At 67.4% G+C, this 21,827-nt stretch carries 14 protein-coding genes; 8 read left to right on the top strand and 6 right to left on the bottom strand.

Annotation, left to right across the window (positions count from 1 at the left end):
• Nucleotides 1-212 precede the first annotated feature (212 nt).
• The 4 genes from HHL13_RS20425 to HHL13_RS20410 all read left to right on the top strand — a co-directional run bounded on the left by HHL13_RS20425 (nucleotide 213) and on the right by HHL13_RS20410 (nucleotide 8,360).
• Entirely contained in the window at nucleotides 213-3,080 is a 2,868-nt protein-coding gene (locus tag HHL13_RS20425; protein WP_169557751.1) for a TonB-dependent receptor, read from the top strand.
• A complete protein-coding gene (locus tag HHL13_RS20420) occupies nucleotides 3,080-4,447 on the top strand; it encodes an MFS transporter (RefSeq protein ID WP_169557750.1) in 1,368 nt (455 codons plus the stop codon). The genes HHL13_RS20425 and HHL13_RS20420 overlap by 1 nt, the downstream gene beginning before the upstream one ends.
• Nucleotides 4,444-5,265, top strand: coding sequence for a TauD/TfdA family dioxygenase (locus tag HHL13_RS20415; protein WP_169557749.1), 822 nt, complete (start codon nucleotides 4,444-4,446; stop codon nucleotides 5,263-5,265). The genes HHL13_RS20420 and HHL13_RS20415 overlap by 4 nt, the downstream gene beginning before the upstream one ends.
• 158 nt (nucleotides 5,266-5,423) lie before the next feature.
• The gene (locus HHL13_RS20410; RefSeq protein ID WP_169557748.1) at nucleotides 5,424-8,360 is read left to right on the top strand and encodes a TonB-dependent receptor; all 2,937 of its coding nucleotides are present in this window, start codon (nucleotides 5,424-5,426) and stop codon (nucleotides 8,358-8,360) included.
• Nucleotides 8,361-8,405: 45 nt separating this feature from the next.
• On the opposite strand, the gene HHL13_RS20405 is transcribed toward HHL13_RS20410, so the two are convergent.
• On the bottom strand, nucleotides 8,406-9,308 hold the full coding sequence (locus HHL13_RS20405) for an alpha/beta fold hydrolase (protein ID WP_169557747.1): 903 nt from the start codon (nucleotides 9,306-9,308) through the stop codon (nucleotides 8,406-8,408).
• A gap of 193 nt (nucleotides 9,309-9,501) precedes the next feature.
• Between HHL13_RS20405 and HHL13_RS20400 the strand changes: the two genes are divergently transcribed.
• The 4 genes from HHL13_RS20400 to HHL13_RS20385 are packed head-to-tail and all read left to right on the top strand — an operon-like array spanning nucleotide 9,502 to nucleotide 16,097.
• Complete coding sequence (locus HHL13_RS20400; protein WP_169557746.1) at nucleotides 9,502-10,725, top strand: AAA family ATPase; 1,224 nt, start codon at nucleotides 9,502-9,504, stop codon at nucleotides 10,723-10,725.
• Nucleotides 10,725-11,174, top strand: coding sequence for a hypothetical protein (locus tag HHL13_RS20395; protein ID WP_169557745.1), 450 nt, complete (start codon nucleotides 10,725-10,727; stop codon nucleotides 11,172-11,174). Before HHL13_RS20400 ends, HHL13_RS20395 begins: the two co-directional genes overlap by 1 nt.
• Nucleotides 11,171-13,126: a hypothetical protein gene (locus HHL13_RS20390; protein WP_169557744.1), complete on the top strand. Its 1,956-nt coding sequence runs from the start codon at nucleotides 11,171-11,173 to the stop codon at nucleotides 13,124-13,126. The genes HHL13_RS20395 and HHL13_RS20390 overlap by 4 nt, the downstream gene beginning before the upstream one ends.
• Nucleotides 13,119-16,097 carry a hypothetical protein gene (locus HHL13_RS20385; protein ID WP_169557743.1) on the top strand — a complete coding sequence of 993 codons (2,979 nt, stop codon included), beginning with the start codon at nucleotides 13,119-13,121 and terminating at the stop codon, nucleotides 16,095-16,097. The genes HHL13_RS20390 and HHL13_RS20385 overlap by 8 nt, the downstream gene beginning before the upstream one ends.
• Here the strand turns inward: HHL13_RS20385 and HHL13_RS20380 are convergent.
• Genes HHL13_RS20380 through HHL13_RS20360 form a run of 5 tightly spaced genes read right to left on the bottom strand, consistent with a single transcriptional unit; the run spans nucleotide 16,084 to nucleotide 21,677 of the window.
• A complete protein-coding gene (locus tag HHL13_RS20380) occupies nucleotides 16,084-17,580 on the bottom strand; it encodes an MmgE/PrpD family protein (protein ID WP_169557742.1) in 1,497 nt (498 codons plus the stop codon). The genes HHL13_RS20385 and HHL13_RS20380 overlap by 14 nt on opposite strands.
• Complete coding sequence (locus tag HHL13_RS20375; RefSeq protein WP_169557741.1) at nucleotides 17,580-18,134, bottom strand: DUF3237 domain-containing protein; 555 nt, start codon at nucleotides 18,132-18,134, stop codon at nucleotides 17,580-17,582. The genes HHL13_RS20380 and HHL13_RS20375 overlap by 1 nt, the downstream gene beginning before the upstream one ends.
• A gap of 20 nt (nucleotides 18,135-18,154) precedes the next feature.
• Nucleotides 18,155-19,435 carry an MFS transporter gene (locus HHL13_RS20370; protein WP_169557740.1) on the bottom strand — a complete coding sequence of 427 codons (1,281 nt, stop codon included), beginning with the start codon at nucleotides 19,433-19,435 and terminating at the stop codon, nucleotides 18,155-18,157.
• Entirely contained in the window at nucleotides 19,432-20,208 is a 777-nt protein-coding gene (locus HHL13_RS20365) for an alpha/beta fold hydrolase (protein WP_169557739.1), read from the bottom strand. Before HHL13_RS20365 ends, HHL13_RS20370 begins: the two co-directional genes overlap by 4 nt.
• A complete protein-coding gene (locus tag HHL13_RS20360) occupies nucleotides 20,205-21,677 on the bottom strand; it encodes a carotenoid oxygenase family protein (RefSeq protein ID WP_169557738.1) in 1,473 nt (490 codons plus the stop codon). The genes HHL13_RS20365 and HHL13_RS20360 overlap by 4 nt, the downstream gene beginning before the upstream one ends.
• Nucleotides 21,678-21,827 lie beyond the last annotated feature (150 nt).

Below are 21,827 nucleotides of genomic sequence, written 5' to 3'. Positions count from 1 at the left end.
TCGATGCCCGTGCGAGCCGCTGCTTCGGGCCGATTACACCCTAAAGACTGACCTTTCGGGTGTATTTCACGAGAGCGAACGCGAAAATGCAAGAACGAGTTGCCACCGTTTTGAAAGGGATATATGTACATCCCTTAGAGCCTTTGCTCATTCAGTCGCACGAGCGCGCAAGGAGAGGCCGGACAGGCCCACGCTATCAGGAGAGGGAAATCATGACGACCCGTACCATTTTCTCGCAGCGTACGCTCCGGCTCGGCACCAGCCTTGCCGCTTTGCTCGCCTGCACCCCGGCGCTCGCACAGGAAGTCGCGGCGGAGCCCGAAGCCGTGCAGGAAGAGCCGGCCCAGCCCGCGTCGAACGAAGAGATCGTGGTCACTGCCACCCGCGCCGGCACCGGCGGCTTCCGTGCGCCCACGCCGACCACCGTCGTCGGCTCGGCCGCGATCGAGCAGCGCCAGTCGATCACCGTCGCCGACGTGCTTCAGGAAATTCCGGCGTTCAAGCCGACCATCTCGCCCGGCGCGAACGGCGTGCGCACCCAGTTGCCCGGCGCCAACCTCGCCGATCTGCGCGGCTTGGGCTCGAACCGCACGCTGGTGCTGGTCGACGGCGCGCGCGTCACGCCACAGGCGCCGGCGAACAACACCGGCACGGGCGTCTCGCCCGATCTCAACCAGATTCCCGCGCTGCTGGTCGAGCGCGCCGAAGTCATCACCGGCGGCGCATCGGCGCAATGGGGTTCGGATGCGGTCGCCGGTGTGGTCAACATTATCCTGCGCAAGAAATATTCGGGCTTCCAGCTCACCGCGCAGACCGGCTTCTCCACCTATGGCGACGGCCTGACCAAACGGATCGGCGCGCTGGGCGGCGTCTCGCTGATGGACGACCGGCTGCATATCGTCGCCGCGCTCGACTTCTCCGAATCCGACAAGGTCGGCGATATCTACACGCGTCCCTGGGGCGCCCGCGAATATCAGATCGTCGCCAATTCGGCCGCTTCGACCAACGGCCTGCCGGTCAATCTGATCGTGCCCAACGTCCATTTCTACAGCTCGCCGAACATGCTGATCACCGGCCCGGCGGGCTTCTCGCTGCGCAATTACGAGTTCCACTCGAACGGCGGCGCGCCGACTCCGTTCGTCACCGGATCGATCGTCAGCGGCACCGCGATGATCGGCGGGCAGGGCCAGTCGCAGGCCAAGGGCCTGTCGCTCGTTCCCGGCATTCGCCGCTTCGATCCCTATGCCCGTGTCCAGTTCGATATTTCGGACGACACCAACATCTGGCTCGTCGGCTCCTATTCGATGCTGCGGACCGAGATGAACCCGCTGCCCTCGCGCATCACCGGCGGCACGATCCGCAGCGACAATGCCTATCTCCAGTCGCTCTACCCCTCGATCGCCGCGTCGCTCGGTGCGAACGGCAGCTTCACCTTCAACCGAGTGAATTACGACTTCGCCGCCAGCGGCGAGAATGGCCCGGCGATCGTCGAGAACAAGACGCCGCACATCGCCTTCGGCGCCGAGGGGCGGTTCAGCGAGAAGTGGAAATGGGATCTCCATTTCGGCTGGGGCAAGAACATCTACACCAATTCGACCGCAGGCAACGGCATCCGTTCGCGCATTACCTATGCCACCGACGCAGTTTTTTCCGGCGGCCAGATCGTGTGCCGCGCGCTGGTGCCCGGCAGCTCGACCTATAACCCCACCGCCGCCGCGGGCTGCGTGCCGATCAACCTGTTCGGTCAGGGTTCGCCCTCGGCCGCCGCGATCAGCTATGTGACCGGCACCGCACAGGCGCGCAGCGTCTATGAACAGCGCACCGCCGCCGCCAATATCCGCGGCGAATTGTTCGAGACCTGGGCCGGCCCCATCTCGATCGGCGCGGGCGTCGAATATCGCCGCGAGGAACAGACCGTCACCGCCGACTCGATCAGCGCGGCCGGCGGGTTCGAGATCGCCAATGCCGGCCCGTTCCACGGCAAGTTCGACGTGACCGAAGGCTATGTCGAAGCGATCGTGCCGCTGCTCAAGGATTCGGCGATCGGCCGCTCGTTCGACCTGAACGGCGCGATCCGCGTCGCCAATTACAGCACGGTCGGCACCCAGACGACGTGGAAGGTCGGCGCCAGCTACGAGCCGGTCGACGGCGTCCGCTTCCGCGCCACGCGCTCGCGCGACATCCGCGCGCCAGCTTTGTTCGAACTGTACAGCCCCGGCTCGATCGCCAATAATTCGGTCAGCGTCCGCAATCCCGCGAACAGCACCACCTACACCGCCAACATCCCGGTCAATTTGTCGATCGGCAACGCCAATCTCGACGCTGAAAAGGCCGAGACCTACACGATCGGCGTGGTGCTCGAGCCGCGCTTCCTGCCCAACTTCAAAGTGTCGGTCGATTATTACGACATCGATCTGAAGCAGGCGATCACCACCCTGCCCGCCACCAGTATCGCCAGCCTCTGCAACGCGGGCGACCTCTATTACTGCTCGGCCTTCACCTTCAGTGCGGCCGGTCCGCCCACCGCATTGTCGCTCGGCGCGCAGAATCTGGCGGGCGTCCATGTGCAGGGCTTCGACGCGCAGCTGGCCTATCGCTTCCCGCTGTCCGGCATCTCGCTGCCCGGCCGGATCGAGATGACGGTCAACGGCACCTATACCCAGCATGTCATCGTCAACACCGGCACCGGCGCCGCGCCGATCGACCGCGCGGGTGAAAACAGCACGCTCAACACCTATTCGACGCCGCGCACCCGCATCAACGGGTCGCTGACCTATCGCGTCGGCGGGTTCGCGCTCACCAGCCAGATGAACTTCATCTCGGCCGGCACGGTGGACAATACCTTCAACACGTCCGCCACCACCACGGCGAACATCAATCACGTGCCCGCCTATGCCTATCTGAACCTCTATGCGGACATGACCGTGAACGACAATTTCGCGTTCTTCGGCAGCGTTCGTAACGTCTTCAACACCGCCCCGCCGCCGCTGCCCAGCAGCACGCTGAACATCGCGACCAACGGCCAATATTACGACACGCTGGGCACCTTCTTCCAGGCCGGCTTCCGCGTGAAGTTCTGATGCCGGCCGCATCGACCGAGGACCGGGCGGCGGCGGAGGTGGGGACTTCCGCCGCTGCCCGGCCCGAGGGCGGGCGCTTCCATGCGTGGCTGCTGATCGCGGTCACCGCCGCGCTCTATGCCTGCGCCTGTATCGACCGGCAGCTATTGCCGCTGCTCGTCGATCCGATCCGCAAGGATTTCGGGGTGTCCGACGCGAGCATGGGGTTGCTGATCGGCCTCGGCTTCTCGCTCTTCTATTCGGCCGCCAGCATCCCCGCGGGCCTGATGGCCGATCGCGGCGGGCGGCGGGGGCTGCTCGTCGCCTCGTCGGGCATCTGGTCGGGCATGACCATGCTCGGCGGCTTCGCGGCCAGCTTCGGCGCGCTGTTCGCCACGCGGATCGGCGTGGGCACGGCGGAGGGTGTGGTCACCCCGGTCAGCTATTCGCTGATCCGCGAACGCGTGCCGCTGTCGCTGCGCGGGCGCGCGTTCAGCATCTTCTCGATGGCCCCCTATCTCGGCGGCTCGCTCGCGCTGATCGTCGGCGGGGCCTTGCTCTCCGCGGCGGCATCGGGCGCATTCGCCGGCATCCCGCTGCTCGGCAGCGCGAAGCCGTGGCAAGCGGTGCTGATCGTCATCGGCTTCTTCAGCCTGATCCTCACCCCGTTGCCGCTGCTGCTGCGCCGTGACCGGCCCATCGCAAAGAAGGAGGGCGTGCCGGGCGCACCCGGCTTCGGCGAAGCGATCCGCTATATGTGGGCGCATCGCCGCACCTATGCGCCGCTGATGATCTACACCACGCTCAGCACCCTGGTGGTGTTCGCCAACGGGCCGTGGCTGCCCGCTTTGGTCGGGCGGCGCTTCGGCATGTCGCTGCCCGAGATCGGCTATACCTATGGGCTGGTGAAGCTGGTCGCCGCGCCGCTCGGGCTGTTGTTCGTCGGCTTCATGCTCGATCGCTTCGCCGCCAATGGCCGCGCGATCGGCACCTTCGGCATTTTCACCACCATCGTCACGCTGATCGCCTTCGCGCTGGTGCCGTTCGCGCCGAGTGCAGAGGCGACCTTCGCGATCAAGGGCGTCGGCCTGCTCTTCTGCGGCGCCTATGCCGCGATCGGCGCGATCATCCTGGCGGCGCGTACGCCGGTGCGGCTGATCGGCAAGGTCACGGTGATCTACATGCTGTTCCAGAGCGTGCTCGGCACCGGTATGGGCCCGCTCGCCGCCGGCTTCCTCTCGTCCAGCGTGCTCGGCGGCGATCCGATGGCGATCGGCGGCGGCATGTTGCTCACCACCATCGGCATCGGCGCGCCGGCCCTGGTCGGCCTGCTGGTCCTGCGCCGTACCCTCATCACCCAACCGCTCAGCCAGGAGCCGCAAGCATGACCGATTCCTTCGAAGCACGCTGGCTGGGCGATGCGATCGGCGCGGAGATCACCGGGTTCGATCTGACCGCGCGCCACGCGCCCGAGGACTATGCCGCGATCCGCCGCGTGCTGGCCGAACGCGGGGTCATCTTCTTCCGCGGGCAGGACGTGAAGCCCGCCGATCACGCCCATTTCGCGCAGCAGTTCGGCGAAGCCACGGTCGGGAAGTATGTCGATACGGTCCCCGGCTTCCCGCTGATGACCGAAGTCAGCAAGGCGGAGGACCAGGTCGACAATATCGGCGGCGGCTGGCACGCCGATCAGACCTTCCATGCCGAACCGCCCTGGGGAACAATCCTCGTCGCGCGCGAGCTGCCGCGCCACGGCGGCGACACGCTGTTCGCCAGCATGGCGGCGGCGTTCGACGCGCTGTCGGATGGCATGAAGGATACGCTGCGCGGCCTGCGCGCGGTTCATGGCAACGCCCGGCTGCTCGCCGCGTCGAAACGGCTCAACAAGAATATCAGCCCCGCGCCCGAACTGGTCCATCCGGTCGTGATCCGCCATCCGGTGACCGGCCGGGAATCGCTGTTCGTCAACGCCGCCTATACGCTGCGCTTCGAAGGCTGGACCGAGCGCGAAAGCGCGCCCCTGCTCGACTTCCTCTACGTCCACGGCCAACGGCCCGAATTCCAGTGCCGCATCGTGTGGGAGCCCGGGATGGTCGTGTTCTGGGACAATATCCAGGTCTGGCATTATGCCAGTAACGACTATCAGGGTCAGCGGCGGATCATGCACCGCATCGCGATCAAGGGTGAGCCGCTGATCGCGGCCTGATAAATGTCATAAGGCCATCCTATTGACTCAATAGGATGGCGCCCCTACTCCTCGGGCGAGCGGAATTCCGTGCGCGATCAGGCAAGCCCCGTGAGGCCGGTCCGCGCAGGTTCCACCTAATCGCGAGCCGGAAAGGCCGCATCACCTGGGGAGAGGCTATGTCTGAAATCACCGGAATCCGGCGCGGAATCGCGAAATTCGCTGCGACTTCCTGCCTTGCGGCCCTGTGCTTCGCCCAGCCCGCTTTCGCGCAGGCGGTGGAAGACGCGCCGCAGGACGAAAGCGTGACCGCCGACGAACAGGACGTGCCCGCCAACGACGAGATCCGCGTCACCGGATCGCGCACCCGCTCGGGCTTCACCGCCGCCACGCCGACATTGGTGATCGGCACCGAAGAGCTCCAGCAGCGCGGCGTAACCAACGTCTATAGCCTGCTCAGCGAACTCCCCGCCTTCAGCTCGCGTCTCAGCGGCGCGGCGAACGGCGTGCGCACCCAGACCCCGGGCCAGACCTTCGCCGATCTTCGCGGCCTCGGTTCGCCGCGCACGCTGGTGCTGATCGACGGCCGCCGCTTCGTGCCCAGCGTGCCCGCGTCGAGCGTCGGCAATCCCTATCAGGTCGATCTCAACCTGATCCCCACGCTGATGATCGATCGCGCGGACATCGTCACCGGCGGCGCATCGGCGCAATGGGGGTCGGATGCAGTCGCCGGCGTGGTCAATCTGATCCTCAAGAAACAGGTCGACGGCATCCAGATGGAGGCGCAGGCCGGCGTGTCCGAACTGGGCGACGCCGCCGAGTACCGCATCGGCGCGGTCGGCGGCTTCTCGTTCGCGGGCGATCGCGGCCATGTGGTTCTGTCGGGCGACTATTCGAACAATCAGGGCATCGGCACCTATCGCTCGCGTGACTGGGCCGACGATTACTGGCAATTCTTCACCGATCCCACCGCCACCGCCGCCAATGGCCGCCCGCGCAACGTGCTGCGCAGCGGGACCGAGCCGGGCAATTACACCCCGGGCGGCCTGATCGTGAATGCGACCGGCGGCACGGCGGCCCAGCGCGCCGGGCTGATCGGCCAGTATTTCACCTCGCCCACCGCCACCGCGACGTTCGTGCGCGGCGAGTATAATCCCGCGACCACCGCCACGACCTTCGCTGCGAACCAGATCGGCGGGGGCAATCCCGATCTCAGCAGCAATTCGATGATCGCCTCGACCCGCCGCAAGGTGTTTTACGGCCATGCCGATTACGAAATCTCGCCCGCGCTGACGGTCTATGTCGATGCCTCATGGGGGCAGTCGCACGGCGAATCGATCAACCAGCCGATCCGCGACCGGGTGAGCGTCTATAGCCCGACGACCCTCGCCGGCTCGCAGGTCCGCATCTATGCTGACAATCCCTATATCCCGGCGTCGCTGCGCACGCTGATCCCGGCGCCCGCGGGGCCGTCGACCGCAACGCCGCCGGCGCAGTCCTTCGTCCTGTCGCGCGTCAATTACGACACGCCCCTGCCCTACACGATCGTCCGCTCTACAGCGGCGACCGGCACGATCGGCGTCAATGGCGACCTCGGCGGCGGCTGGACGTGGGACGCGTCCTACACGCATGGCGAGAACGAATATTTCCGCCGCTCCTCGGCGCGCAACCGCACGCTCTACGCGATGGCCGCCGATGTCGTGACCAGCCCGGTCACCGGCCAGCCGGTCTGCCGCTCAACCCTGACCAACCCCAGCAATGGCTGCGTCCCGCTCAACCTGTTCGGCAACGGGTCGCAGAGCGCGGCCGCCATCGCCTATTATTCGGCCGAAGCCACCGCGAAGCTCGATTATGTTCAGGACGCGGCGCAGCTGAACATCCAGGGCTCCCCCTTCTCGACCTGGGCCGGTCCGGTCGCGATCGCGGCGGGCGTCGAATATCGCCATGAATCGCTCAATTCGCTGGTCGACGCCGTGTCGCTGACCGGCGTGTACGACAGTTCGGTCGGCGGCCAGTTCGCCGGCAGCTTCTCGGTTCGCGAAGGCTATGTCGAAGCGACCGTCCCGCTGGCCGCGAACTTGCCCTTCGCGCATGCGCTCACCGTGAACGGCGCGATCCGCTATGCCGACTATACCCGCTTCGGCGGCGTCACGACGTGGAAGGCGGGCGCGACCTGGGAGCCGGTGCAGGGCCTGCTGATCCGCGGCACCCACTCGCTCGATATCCGCGCGCCCAGTCTGTACGAACTGCTGGTCCCGCCCACGGTCTCGCTCAACAATGTCGTCTATAACGGCGTGACCTATCCCGGCGTCCGCGTCGCCAATGTCGGCAATGCCGGACTGCAGCCCGAACGCTCGAAAACGACCACGATCGGCGTCAGCTGGTCGCCCAGCTTCGTCCGCAGCCTCCGCCTGTCGGTCGATCTGTTCGACATCCGCGTGTCCGACGTCATCGCCAATGTCGGCCAGGCCGAAATCGCCCGCCTCTGCGGCCTCGGCGTCGCCAGCTATTGCAACCTGCTCCAGTTCAGCGGCGGCGCGCTGATCGGCGTGACCAACCAGTTCCTCAACCTCTCCTCGTTCGAGACGCGGGGCATGGATCTGGCCGCCAGCTACAGCCTGCCGCTGGCGGGCGGCGATCTGAACCTCCGCGCCAACGCCACCTATGTCGACAAGTTCACGATCATCGTCCCCGGCGGACCGGGCGAAGCGCCTTCGGTCAACGAACAGGCGGGACAGCTCGATCAGTCCGAAGGCGCGGTGCCGCACTGGAAGGCCAATTTCTCGGCCACCTATTCGCAAAAGCCCTTCTCGCTCACCGGGCAGGTCCGCTTCGTCAGTGCGGGCGTGATCGACAATGCCTTCACCGAAGTGCCGACCAACGGTCAGCCGGCGGACGTCAGCCATGACGACAATGCCATCGGGGCCTATGCCCTGTTCAACCTGTCGGGCACGGTCGACGCGGGGGATCGCTTCCAGTTCTTCTGGGTGATCAACAATGTGTTCGACCGCGATCCGCCGATCATCCCGTCGACCACTTTGCTGACCCAGACCAACGGCACCAACTACGATGTCGTCGGCCGCTTCTACAAGGCGGGCGTCCGCCTGCGCTTCTAGAGGCAAGCCCCCGATCTCCCGGTCGCCTTCGCGGCGGCCGGGGGATCACCCCCTCCGGTATCTGGCCGCGAACTTCAGCACCGCACGGTTGAACGCCGCGGGCTTCTCCCAATAGGCCGAATGGCCGCTATCCTCGATCACTTCGAACCGGCTTCCGGGGATATGCCCGGCATAGATGCGCGCCAGCGCGGGCGGGATGTACAGGTCCGCGCCGCCCGCGATCACCAGCGTCGGCACCGCGATCCGCCCGACCGTCGGCCAGTCCAGCACGTTGCGCGGCTTCTGGCGGTAGCGCCCGTCGATCGTCGCGACATGCTCCAGCGCTTCCCACCGCGCCATCCCCTCGGGTTCGGTCGCGCGATAGGAGGGGCCAAGCTCGCGGAACGATGCCGGCATCTTCGAAAACCCCTCGGGCAGGATCCGGCTGATGCTCGCGCGGAACGCCGGGTCGGCCGCCGCGCCCTGCGTACAGGCCATCACGATCCCCATCAGCCGCTCGGGCCGGGCCAGCGCATAGTCGGGCACCATGAAGCCCCCCGCCGCCGATCCCAGCAGGAAGAAGCGCTTCAGCCCATATGCGTCGGCCACCGCATCGACATCGTCGACCGAAAAGCCCGGATTGGACCCGGCTTCGACCGGCGAGCGATAATGCCCGCGCCGCGAATAGGCGATGACGCGGTATCCGGCATCGCGAAACGCGGCATATTGATATTCCCAGATCGCCGCGCTGCCGGTGGCGGGGTGGAGCAGCAGGATCGGCGCGCCTTTGCCGCCCGAATCCCAGCTCCACAGCTTCGCCCCCGCGACGGGGACGATCCGCTCGACCGCGCCCGCCGGCGCGCCGAACGATGCGTCGCCCGCGCGAGCCAGAGCGGGGATCAGCGGCGCGGCCAGCGCACCCGCCAGAATGGCCCGCCTTGTGGCGCGGATCGGCATCGTCTTGTGCATGGCTTGGCTCCATCGATCGGGTCGCTCAAGGGTAACACGCAATAGTATGAAATTATAACCTATAATCGCCCCGATCGCGTTGCGGGCCGATCGGCGACGCGCGCCCGCGTCGCACTTCTGCGCCACGGCCCTTCCGGGATCGCCGTCGAGCCTCTACGCAGGGGGCAGGGGATTCTTCAGCCACAGGAAGACAATGCAGGTTTCGAGCGAACCCGATCGCGTGATTGCCGATGCGGTGACTCAGGTGAACGCGCATCTCGACGCGCTCAGCGCGCAGTTCGTGTCGCGCCGCGCGCTGCTCGAACTGGTCATGCTCGGCCTGATCGCGCGCGAGCATGTGCTGCTGATCGGCCCGCCGGGCACCGGCAAGTCGGCGGCGGTTCAGGCGATCGCCGCGTCGGTCGACGCGAAGTCGTTCGAGTATCTGATCGGCCGCTTCACCGAGCCTTCGGAGCTGTTCGGCGCGCTCGATCTCAATGCGCTGAAGGAAGGGCAGATCCGCCCGGTCACCCACGGGATGCTGCCCGAAGCGGATATCGCCTTTCTCGACGAGATTTTCCTGGGGTCCACCGCGATCCTCAACTCGCTGCTCAAGATCCTCAACGAGCGAACCTATCGCCGCGGCCAGTACAGCATGAACGTGCCGCTGATCTCGTGCGTCGCCGCGTCCAACGCGATGCCCGAGGATACGCTGCTCGCCGCTTTCGCCGACCGGTTTCTGGTCACGATGTTCGTCGATCCGGTCGGCGAGAGCCAGCTGACCGAGCTGCTCCGTTCGGGCTGGCAGGCTGCGGGCGGCAGCGATCCCGTCGCGCCGCTCGGCAAGGGGCTGATCGCCGGTCTGCACGACGCCGCGCTCAGGACCGACATGACCGGCGTGTACGAAGCCTATGCCCATATCGTGCGCAAGATCCGGCTGACCGGCGTGATCATGTCCGACCGCAAGATCGTGAAGGGCCAGAAGCTGATCGCGGCGGCGGCCCTGTTGCGCGGTTCGGCGGTGGCGGGTCCCGAGGACCTGTGGCCGATCACCTATCTGGTCCAGTCCAAGGCGCAGCAGGAGGAAGTGCGCGAGCTGCTCCATGCCGAGCTGAAGGACAGCCGCAACCCCGTGCTGTCGAACAGCGTGGCGCACGCCACCTATGGCCCGACCGCGCACGCCGCGCATCTGACCGAACAGGCGACCCTGCTGCTCGAATCGCGTCCGGCGTTGGTCACCGATCCGCTGCACGAGATCTGGCTGGTCCGGCTCGAGACGATGCTGACCCGGATCGACGCCGCATTCGATGCGAAGACCCTGCCGCAACAGCTTCGCGTGGTCCGCGCCAGCCTTGAAACCGTGCTCGAAGCGCATTCGAGCGGCAAGGCCGCGCCTGACGCGGGACCGGAGGCGGCGGCGCCCATCGAGGCAGCGTGATGGCGTGGCGCCGCATCGATCCGGTGCAGACGATCGGCGCGCTGATCGCGATCGGCGATGCGGCGGTCGACGCGTTCGTCACTTCGATGTCGCGCAAGTCGCGGCTGCTCCAGTCGCTTGCGGTCGAGCATGGCGATGGCTGGGCCGCGATCTTCGCCGGCACGGTGCCGGGCGAAACGGGCATGGTCCTGCCGCGCCTCGACGGCGTGACCGCGCTTTACGAGATCGCCCCGCGCATCTGGCTGCCCGCCGGGGTGACGATCGATGCGCCCGCGCATGTGCAGGGTGCGCTGATCGCCGCGATGTTCGACCATTACGACGTCGCGCCGCCCGCGATCGTCGTGCCGCGTTTCGGCGATACGGCGGCGTCGACCGGTGAAGCCGATCTCTACGTGGTCCGCGAGCCGGTGGCGTTCCACCGCTCGCTGTTGTGCGCCCGCGCGGCATGAGCGACGGCGGCGGCCCCGTTTTCCCGTCCGCCTATGCGCCGTTCCTTCCGGTGCTGGAGCGGCTGTCGGACTCTCTGGTCGAGCTGCTGCACGGGCAATTGCTCCAGTTCGAGCGGCTCGCCCGCAATTTCGACTGGCGCGAACTGGCGCCGCAGGGCGAATTCGAGGGGCTGGGCGGCCTCACTCTGCGCGGCGAGATTTCGCACATCGTCCAGAGCGAGCTGCTGTTGCGGACCGAAGCGCCGCTCGAGTTCCTGCGTCGGCTGGCCGAATCCGAGACGCTGTTCCACGAGAAGCAGTTCGCCGATCCGGGCACCCGGCCGGTCTATCGCGCGATGATCTCGGCGGGCCCCGGGATGCTCGGGCACGGCAGGCTGATCGGGCTGGCGGCCCTGTTCTTCATGGCCCGCATCGCTCATGCGCGCGGCGCCGAATTCCACTGGTGCTTCCTCCCGCGCGAAGCAGGCGCGGTGTGGTTCGACCAGATTTCGGTCAACACCATCAAACGCTTCCTGCGCGCGGTCAGCTATCGCGAGATGGACAGCGAGGATGTCGATGCCGCCCGGCTTGTGTGGGAGACGCTGACGGCCGGTGCCGCGCCCGCCGCCGCGCCCGAATATCTCGACTGGGTGATCGGGTCGGACATGCGGGGGCCAGCCGTCGCGGATAGCGCCAGCGCGCTGGCCTTCACGCTGCAACCTCCCGCTCCTGGCGAGCGGCGGGCCGCGCAGATCGTCGTGCGCCAGCGCGGTGCGGAGCGGAACCGCGCCACCATCGTGTTTCCCCACGACCGCATCTGCGTATCGGCGCTCGACAAGCCGTTTGCGCCGCTCAAGCCGGCAGAGCTCGCGAAGCTGGAGACGTCGCCGCGCCCGAAGATGGGCGGATGGGAGCCGCGCCACTTCATCACTCCCCGCACCGACACCAAGATCGTCCGGATGCGCCACGGGCTGCTGATCCTCACCGGCGATCCGGCCTGGAAGATCGCGCAAAGCTGGTTCGTCCTCCTGCCCGATCATCTCAAGCTGGCGGGCGTGGGGCTGGACGGACAATTGCTCCGCATCGTGGTGCACACCGCGCGTTCGGGCCGGGATACGATGATCCTCAAGGACATCGCGCTGTCCGCGGGGGCCGCACCGGCGATCCTTTCGGGCCTGCGCCGCGAAGTGCCCTCCAGCCATCTCTTCCGCAACCAGCCGCCCGGCGCGATCCCGTCGATGAGCTGGGGCGGCGATCTCGAAGTCTATTCCAGCTTCGGCCAGGCCTTTGTGTTCCGGTCGCGGCCCGATGGCGGGGAAGCGCAATTCTCGCCGCTGCTCAAGGCGCCGAAGACGCTCTGGTCCAGCGGGCCCTATCGCGTCGTGCAGCCCGATCCGGACGCGAAGATGCTGCGGGTGGTGAAGATTTCGAAGCGGCACATGGACGAATTCTTCATCGGCGACGAAGCTATCGGGCCGGACCGGCTGTTCGATATGGTCTATTCGCCGGCGCATCGCAGTCTGGCGTACAGCGTGATGCCCAATGTCTGGACCATCCCGCCCTTCGACTGGCTGGTGAAGCGCGGCGACAGCGGCGATCCGGCGACGATCCGGCTCGAACCGCACGAGACTTTGTTGTCGGCGCATGGCGGCACGCAGCAGCTGACCGTGCGGATCTGGTCCGATGCGCGCCACGGCGGAAACGGCACCGTGCGGACGGTGCGCTACAATAATGGCGTTCCGACGCTGAAGCAGCCGGTTCTGCGGCTGGGCGACGATGCGCTGTCGATCGTTAAGATCCAGCCGGGCGACGATGGCGTATGGGCGGTGAAGGTCGATGACGACCAGGCCCCGCTCGAACTGTTGCTGTACCGCAGGAAAAAGAAGCATTCGCAGTCGGAATGCACCCGCTTCGATCTTCAGGTGCTGGCGCGTGAAGCGATCAAGGTCGATCTGGGACCGCTCGATGGCTGACCGCAGTCACGTCACGCGCCGCGCCGCCCGTTCGATCGACCGCGACTTTCCGGCGCGGCCGACCCTGGCCGGTTCCGGCTGGTGCGACGGGATCGCGTTCGTCCTGCGCGATGGCGCGCCCATGCCCGATCTGCGCCCGGTCCGCGACCGGGTGCGCGCGATGTGGCGCGGGACACTCGGCCCCGCGGGTGATTCAGCCGGACTTCTGGTGGTGGCGTTCGTCGATCCGGCCCATGTCGAGGCTCGAATCTGGCCCTCGGCGCTGCCGCTGATCGCAGGGCCGGGTGCGACGCTGACCAGCTTCGCCGCCAATGAGGCCGGCACCGATCCCGTCCGGTCGCCGGCCGCTGCGGAGATACGCCGGATCGAGCTGTGGTGGGGCGGACAGGCACATCGCATCGCGATCGCCGCGCTGACGCCGCTGCCGGTCGCGACGCTGTGGGACATGCCCCGCATCGACGTGCATCGCCCGCCGGTGCGCGTCCGCACGACATTGTCCGGCGTGCCGGTCACTGGCATCGCGGGCAGCGGGGATGGCGATGGGGATGCGCCGCGGCTGGCGCGAGTCTCGCGCGCCGGGGTTCCGATCGAAAGCGACGGTGCCGATCTGCTGCGCGACATGGCGGCGCATCTGGGGGTCGGCGACAAGCCGATCAAGCTCTCGTCGATCCTGCGGCAGGCCTTTGGCGGGCTGTTCAGCCTGCGCCTGTTCGGCGACAGCGGCGGGCATGGCGGCGCGCCGGCCCAGGGGCATGGGCAGGCCAGTGCGCCGCCGCGCGCGCCAGGGCTGCTCGCCAATCTCGCGGGCTGGCTCCGCTGGCACACGCCGCTCGGCACGGGGCTGCGCAGGCAATATGGCGAACGGCTGGGGCAGGTCGAAAAGCTGATCGCGTCGGGCGATCTCGACGGCGCGCTGCGCCTTGCGCTCCGGCTCGGCAACGACAATCCCGGCAAGAAGCCCGTCAGCCGTTATCCCGCGCAGTTGCCCGAAGCGCGGGCGCGGCTCGACTTCGATCTGTCGAACGAGGGCATTTCCGCGCCGATCTTCGGCGGCGGCGCCTATTACGCGCTGCGCGACCGCTATCTCCAGCTTGCCGAGAAGCTGGAGCGTGACGGGGACTTCCGCCGCGCCGCCTATATCCACTCGCAATTGCTCGGCGATCATCGCCGTGCCGTGCTGGTCCTCGAAAAGGGCAAGCTGTTCCACGAAGCGGCGAAGCTCGCGATCGACAGCAAGCAGGAGCCGTCGCTGGCGATCCGGATGTTCTTCCTTGCCGGCGAGACGGACACCGCGCTGGCGCTGGCGAAGCGGACGGCCTGTTTCGATCAGCTGGCCGAGGAGAGCCGGAGGGGGGATCCCGCCTTCCATGCCTATGTGATCAAGGCGTGGACCGACATGCTGCTGGCGACGGGTCAGCCGCTGCGCGCCTTGCAGGTGACCGATCCGCTCGCCGGTGCCGCCGATAGCGACCATGCGCTGCTCGAGACGCGTCGGAGCTGGCTGCGTGCCGCGCTCGCCGTGGATGGCGGGGGCGGATTCGATTGCGAGCTGGCGGTCCGCGCGGTCTTGACGGCGCGCTGGAACGGCGAGGATCTGAGCGCCGACGGGATCGGCGCGGTGCCCTTCGCCGCGGTCGCCGGAACGGAACGGCACGCGGCGGCGCTGGGGTGGCTCCAGTCGGTGATGCGCGGCGAGGCGGAGGATGGCCGTCGGCTCATGCTCGATCTGCTGGGCCAGTTCAGCCGCCTGTCCACGCCGGATTGCGTCGAGCAGGCCGGTTTCTGGCGCGGCCCCGCCCAGCCGATCGTCGAGGCGTTCGCGCGCGCGCTGATCGCGATCGCGTCGGCCAGCCTGGGATCGAACGATCTGCAGACGCTGCACGCCTTGCTGACCCGCGCGGGCCTCACCGTGCTGGCGGCGGATGTCGGCAAGCTCGGCAAGCTGCACGTCGCGGCAGTGCGTCCGGATCTCGAATGGGACGTGCCGCCCGTGGTCGCCATACGGCCCGCGATCCGCTGCGCCTGCCTGCTCGGCAACGGCACCATGCTGGTCTGGCGCGAGAGCTGGCTGCTGCAGCTGCTCGACCGCGACGGCGCGATCCAGTGGCAGCAGAATATCAGCGACGTCACCGCCCTGATCGCGATCGGCACCAGTCCGAACGTCATCGTCGTTCAGGCGCTCGAGGATGGCGCGAGCCTGCTCACGCGCTTCGCCAGCCATGCCCGAACCTTCCATCCGATCGGCAAGGTTGCGCTGGCCGCGCACCACGACATCACGTCGGAAAGCCAGTGGCTGGTCCAGATCGGCGGCGAGATCGGCGCACTCGATCTGGTGAAATTGTGCGCGCCCGCGCCGCGCATCGAATTTCTCTGGTCGTGCGCGCTGACCGACCGGCTCCGCGCCATCGCCTTCGCCCAGCATCGTAACGCGCCGTCATGGCTCACGGTCGATCTGAGCCGGGGACGAAGCGGCGTCATGGAAGTCTGGACGCTGCACGCCAACGGCACCCTGACGACGAAGATCTGCCTGCCCAAGGTAGAGGCTGCATTGTCCGAACCGGTCGCGCCGGCGGACTGGCGCTGGATTCGCAATCAGGGTTTCGATGCGATGATGGCGACGAGCGAAGCCAGCACGCGCCCGTCGATGCAGGTCGGGATCTGGACCGAAAATCAGGAAACGCTGGCACGCACTTTCGTCGAAAGGCGCGCTCATGCCCGGATCGCCGGCTTCGATACGGTTCAGTCGTGCGATCTCGACCGGCCCTATATCGCGCCGGCAGCCGATGGAGCCGGAACCCGCATCGGCGATGCCCTATCCGGGCAGCCGCTCATCATCCTGAACCATGACGAGGACGTGCAGCTTGCCTGCCTCGCCCGTCAGGCGGGTGAGGCAGGGCTCGTGCTGATGGCCGATGCGCAGGGCCGGTTGTTCGTCGTCGGCGCCCGCGACCGGCGGGTCACGATCCTCTAGGCGTCAGCTGCGCCATCACCGCGCCGATATCGGTGGCGGTGTCGAGCGTCGTCAGCAGGTCCAGCGCGCGCGCGGCCCGGCTTCCGGGCAGCGCCGTGGCGAGGTTGGCGCGGCATTTCGCGATCAGCTCGGCGTCCGGGATGGTGAAGCCCGGCTTGATCGTCCCGCGCGGATAGCGCGTCTCGCGCACGAAGCTGCGCCCGTCCTTCATCGACACTTCGACGCGCGCGAGATAGCTTGCCGGATCGCTCCGCTTCACCGCCAGCGCCTCGGGGTGCACGTCGCGCACGGTGCGCGCCATCAGCGAGGCGATGCGCGGATCGGTGAACAGCGCCGGATCCTGGCACCGCGCGTCGAGCGGAATGCCCAGCGCGGCGAGCGCCAGCACATAGTGCGTGCTGAACTGCGCATCCTCCTGCGTGCGCACCACGGTCATGTCCGGATTGGCGACGAACGGGATGCCCAGCGAATGGATGCGGCCGATCTCGTCGGGTTTCGGCGCATGTTCGGCGACGATCGCCTGCAGGCAATCGACTTCGGCATGGGTGAAGCGGCAGCAGGCGTGCGGCTTGTACTGGGTGCCGAGGATCGCCCAGCGCTCGCCCAGACCGGCCAGCACCGCCGCGTCGTCCCATTGCAGCCCGCCGAAGAATAGCGGGAACCCCGCCGGTCCGTCGAGAGCGACGGGATCGCCGGTATAGCCGCTCGCGGCGAGCAGCGCGGCGGTCACCGCATTCTGGCAACTGATCCCGACCGGCGAATATTTCACCATCGATTTGGGCGCGCGCGTCTCCCAAGCATGGCTCGACGGGACGGCGCAGAAATAGGCGGCGAGGCCCAGCGCGTTGGCGGTGCGGACCGCGTCGAGCTTCAGCAGCATCGCACAGCCCACCGCCGCCGCGACGATACTGGCGTTGCAGATGCCGAACACCGCGGGCGTCTTGCCCGTCGCGGCGACCGACGCCGCCATCTTGCTGGTGCCGCGCTCGAGCCGCAGCGCGATCTCGGTGCCGACCGCGACGGCGCGGATCAGTTCGCGGCCCGACGATCGCTCGCGCTCGGCAATGGCGAGCAACGGCGGCAACAGGAAGGGCGGGACGTGGGGGATGGCGTCGTAATCGAGCGCGTTGATCAGTTCGCCATTGGCGAAGGCGGCATGGGCCGGATCGCTCCGCGCCGCGCTGCCCAGGATCCGGCTCCCCTGTCCGCGCCCGCCCATCGCCGCGGCGTGGGCGGCCGCAAGCCGGCCCTTGGCGGTCAGATGCCCCGCCACGCCGCAGCCCAGCGCGTCGAGCACATAGCGGCGGCTTTCATGAACGACATCGGCGGGCAGATCCTCGAACCGCGACTTCAGCGCGAAGTCGACAAGTCCGGCGGTGACCGACGGCGCATCCGCCGCCACCGGCCGCGCCGAAGCGCGAACCGATGCGGCCAGCGACGCGGCGACGGTGGCGCTGCCGAGGAATTCCCGCCGGTCGATCATCAGGCGTTGTCGACGATATAATAGTCGAAGCAGGTATGATCCGGGCTCGGCACCCGGCGTCCGCGCCCGATGAACACATGGCGGGTCAGCCAGTCATGCGGGCCGACCGGCGCGTCGAACGCGGGGATGCAGAAGAAATAGGTGTCCGGCGCGATCTTCCAGCTGGTCTCGGCGCCCGCCGCGAGATTCTCCTGCGTCTTGTTGGCGACCTTTACCGGCAGCCCGGCATCGTCGCGCCCGTACAGGAAGCCGCGATTGTTGATGTAGATCGGCGTCCCGTCCGACGCTTCGAGCATGTAGTGCGCGTTGAGCTCGGCCGCATTGTCGCTGCGCCCGCGCGCCCAGTCGCCGCCGCTGTGCGGGATCACCCGGCCCTGCAGCCGCGGCCCCGAAATATCGCCCGAAAGCGGCGGCACATAGACGCGCCCGCCCATCGGCGTGGTCGGCTCGAACTTGCGGCGCTCGTCGAAATAGATGCGGATGCGGAAGGCGAATTCGAGGCCGATCAGCGAGATGGGCTGATAGTCTTCGCCAAGAACGGACGTGTCGGTCATCGGGTCTCTCCTAGAGGGGATCAGGCCGCTTCGGCGCGGCGCGTGTCGGGGATGAAGTGGCGGGCGGCGAGGATCAGGAACAGCCCGGCGACGGTGGCGCAGCTTGCTCCCACCATCATCGAATAGCGGATCGCGAGGTCGCCATAGAGCGAAGCCCAATGGTCGTTCAGCGCGCCGACCAGCAGCGGCCCGATGATCTGGCCGACCAGATTGGCGACGAACAGGAATACCGCGCACGCCGTGGCGCGAAGGCCCGGCGGGACCAGGCTCATGCACGCAGCATAGACCGGGCCCAGGTGCACGGCGGACAGGAAGGTCGCCAGCGCAAGGCCGATCAGCGAGACCGTCGGATCGCTCGGCAGCAGGAACAGGATTTCGGCGGGCAGCACGAGGATGCAGGCGATGCCCGGCACGATCAGCCGCAGCCGCGCATCGCGCGCGCCGAGCCGCGACACCAGCATCCCGCCGACCACCACGCCCAGCGCGCTGGCCAGCCCGCGGATCGGGCCCAGCGTCGATCCGATCTCGGCCATGTTGAAGCCGTGGACGCGGACGAGGAAGCTCGAATTCCACACGATGTTGGCGTAGAGGCTCACGCCCATGAACGCCCCGCCGGCGAGGATCCAGATATAGGCGCGCGATCCGGCAAGGAAGGCCATCGCTTCCTTGAATGTCTCGCGCCGGATCAGCGGCTTGGCGTCACGCCGCGCCGGTTCGCGCACGGTGAGGAAGAACAGCAAAGCGACGACGATCCCAGCCGCGCCCGCGACGTAGAAGGTGCTGCGCCAGCCATAATGGAGCGCGATCCAGCCGACGATCGGGAACAGCAGCAGCGAGCCGAGGCCATTGCCCGCGGTCATGATCGAAAGCGCCAGCGGGCGCTTGGCCGCGCTGAACAGGTCGGCGATCATCGAATTGCTCGGCGCGATCCCGCACGCTTCGCCTGCGCCCATCATGAAACGGGTGACGGCCAGCTGCCACACCGAGGTGACGAGCCCGGTCACCATCGTCATCGCGCTCCAGAAGGCGCAGCCGATGGCGATGATATTGCGCCGGTTCGACCGGTCGGCCAGCCGCGCGATCGGGATGCCCATCAGCGAATAGAACAGGACGAAGGCAAAGCCGGTGACGAGGCCCAGCATCGTGTCCGACACGTGCAGCTCGGCCTTGATCAGCGGAAGGACGAGGCTGAGGATCTGGCGATCGAGATAGTTGAGCGCGTAGATCACCGTCAGCAGGCCGAGCGTCCAGCCGCTGGTGAGGGTCCAGTCGCGTTCGGCGGGCGCGGCAGCGGTGGTCATGCGAGAAACTCCAGGATCGCGCGCGCCACTTGCCCCGGATTCTCCGCCGGGGACAGATGCGCCGCATCGGCGATGTCGGCGCGGACCGCGCCGGCGATCCCCGCGACCAGCCCCGCCGAAGCGGGAACGCCCCGCTCGTCCTCGACGCCATGCACCACGAGAGTCGGCGCGGCGATCCGCGCCAGATCGCCGCGCAGATCGACATCGCGCAGGATCGCGCAGGTCCCGGCAAAGCCCGCCGGGGCCATCGTCCGCATTGTCTCGACCAGCGCGTTGGCCGCGCCGGGCTGGCTCGTCTTGAAGCCGGTGGAGAGCCAGCCAAGGATCATCGGCCCGGCAATCCCGTCAAGGCCATTGGCGAGCGCATCGGCGATCAGCGGGTCCCAGCGATCTTTGACCGGGATGAACGGCGTGGTGTTGGCCAGCACCAGCCGCCCGACCCGCTCCGGCGCATTCACCGCCAGCCACATCGCCGCCATGCCGCCGACCGACAGCCCGATCACATCGGCGCGCGCCAGATCGAGCGCATCGAGGATCGCGATCATGTCCTTGCCGAACGCCGCCACGTCATACGGCCCCTCGGGCGCGTCCGAACCGCCATGCCCGCGCAGATCGTAGCGGATCGTGCGGAAGCCCGCCGCGCGCAGATCGGCGGCGACCGGATCCCAGATGCGATGATCCGCGCCAAGGCTGTGCGCCAGCAGCACCGGGCGTCCCTCGCCCTCGTCGGTCACGGCCAGTTCGATGCCGTCGAAGCTTTTCACGCGAGTCATGCGGCGAACTCCTGGGTCTGCGGATGGCGGCCCTGCGCCAGATCGTCGGCGGAAATGAACAGGCCGTGGAACGCCATTTTGAGGTGCAGCGGCACATAGATGCGGGCGACAGGGCCATCGGTCATGCACGCGGTATCGAGGATCACCAGCTCGCTGGTCCGCTCGGCCAGCCGGTTGACCACCGCGAGCAGATAGCCGTCGCCCTCGGGCGCATCGTCGCTGCGGCGGACGAACACCGGCTCCTGCACCGCGCTTTCGGGCCCGGCATACCAGAGGCCGGTTTCGCCGGTGGTGACGTCGATCTTGCCCAGCGCGTTGAACGGATGCGGCACGCCGATGCGGTTGGCGGGCCGGTCGGTCGCCTTCACCGCCATGAATCCATAGCGATAGGGGCGGCCGACCTTGGTCGGATCGATGTCGTAGAAATCGCTCGGCAGGTCGTACAGGCGGGTCTCGGTGAACACATCGTCATTGCCGGCAAGGTCGCAGGTCCAGCGCGTCAGGTGGAAATCGCCTTCGCTGGGCTTGGGCCGCGATCCGTCGATATTGGGGAAGAAGGCGTTGGTCGGCGCGGCGGTGGTGTCGAGATGGATCAGCCGTCCGTCCTCATAGGCGTTCATCGTGTGGAACGACCAGCGTGCGGGCCCGCGGAAATAGCGAATGTCTTCCGCCGTCCCGCCACGCGGCAGCACGCCGATCCAGGTCGGCAGCGACGGGTCCCATGCCCAGTGATCGCCGCCGGCGCGCATCCGCTCGATGTCCGAGGTCGTCGGCATGATCGGGAAGATGGCGTAATTCTCGGTCACCGCGAAATCATGGATCATCGCCGCATAGGGCAGCTTGAACCACTCCTCATGCGCCAGCGTGCCATCGGGCGCACCGACGCAGAACGACGCGTCGAGCGTTGCGAGCCCGCCACATTCGAAGCCGTAGAACAGCCAGTCGCCGGTCGCCGGATCCACCTTGGGGTGCGCAGTCACCATTGGGGTGCGCAGCGCGCCGCCGAAATCGAACTTGCCCAGAGTCTCCAGCGTGAACGGATCCAGCTCGTGCGGCAGCCCGTCTTCCTTCAGCGCCAGCAGCCGCCCGTCATACCAGGCGATCGCGGTGTTGGCGGTGGTGCGGTCCACTCCCGCGACGCTGGGATCGTCGGTGAAGGGATTGCGATACGACCCGAACAGAGCGGCGCGCGCCTTGCGCTCGGCGATGAACTTCTCGGTGCGCACGAAGCGCAGCCGGAAATCGACATGGCCGCCATCGAACAGGAATTGCGAGACGAATCCGTCGCCATTGATCCCGATATCGGTGCCCGCGCGCGGCGGAAACAGCGGGTCCGGGCCGCAGCGGTAAAAGGCGCCCCGGATCGCTTCGGGAATCGTGCCTTCATATTCCAGCTCGAAAATATCGGCCTCGATACGCTGCGGCCGGTTCGGCCCGCGGAACATCGGCGTGTCGGGAAAGAGTGTCATCGTCGCTTTCGAAACCCGTGAATTGTCGGCGTCTTTGTGAACGCCGCGCCGCTTCCAGACTTGTCCCACGGCGAACAGTCGCGCGCGCAAACCCCCGGAAACCCGCCCCCCGTTGACACTCGATATACATCTAAGCAAGAATATGTATAA

This window comes from Sphingomonas sp. G-3-2-10 (assembly GCF_012927115.1).
Lineage (GTDB): Bacteria > Pseudomonadota > Alphaproteobacteria > Sphingomonadales > Sphingomonadaceae > Sphingomonas.
The sequence above is the reverse complement of the archived record's forward strand: the minus strand, read 5'-3'. Positions and strand labels throughout refer to the sequence as shown.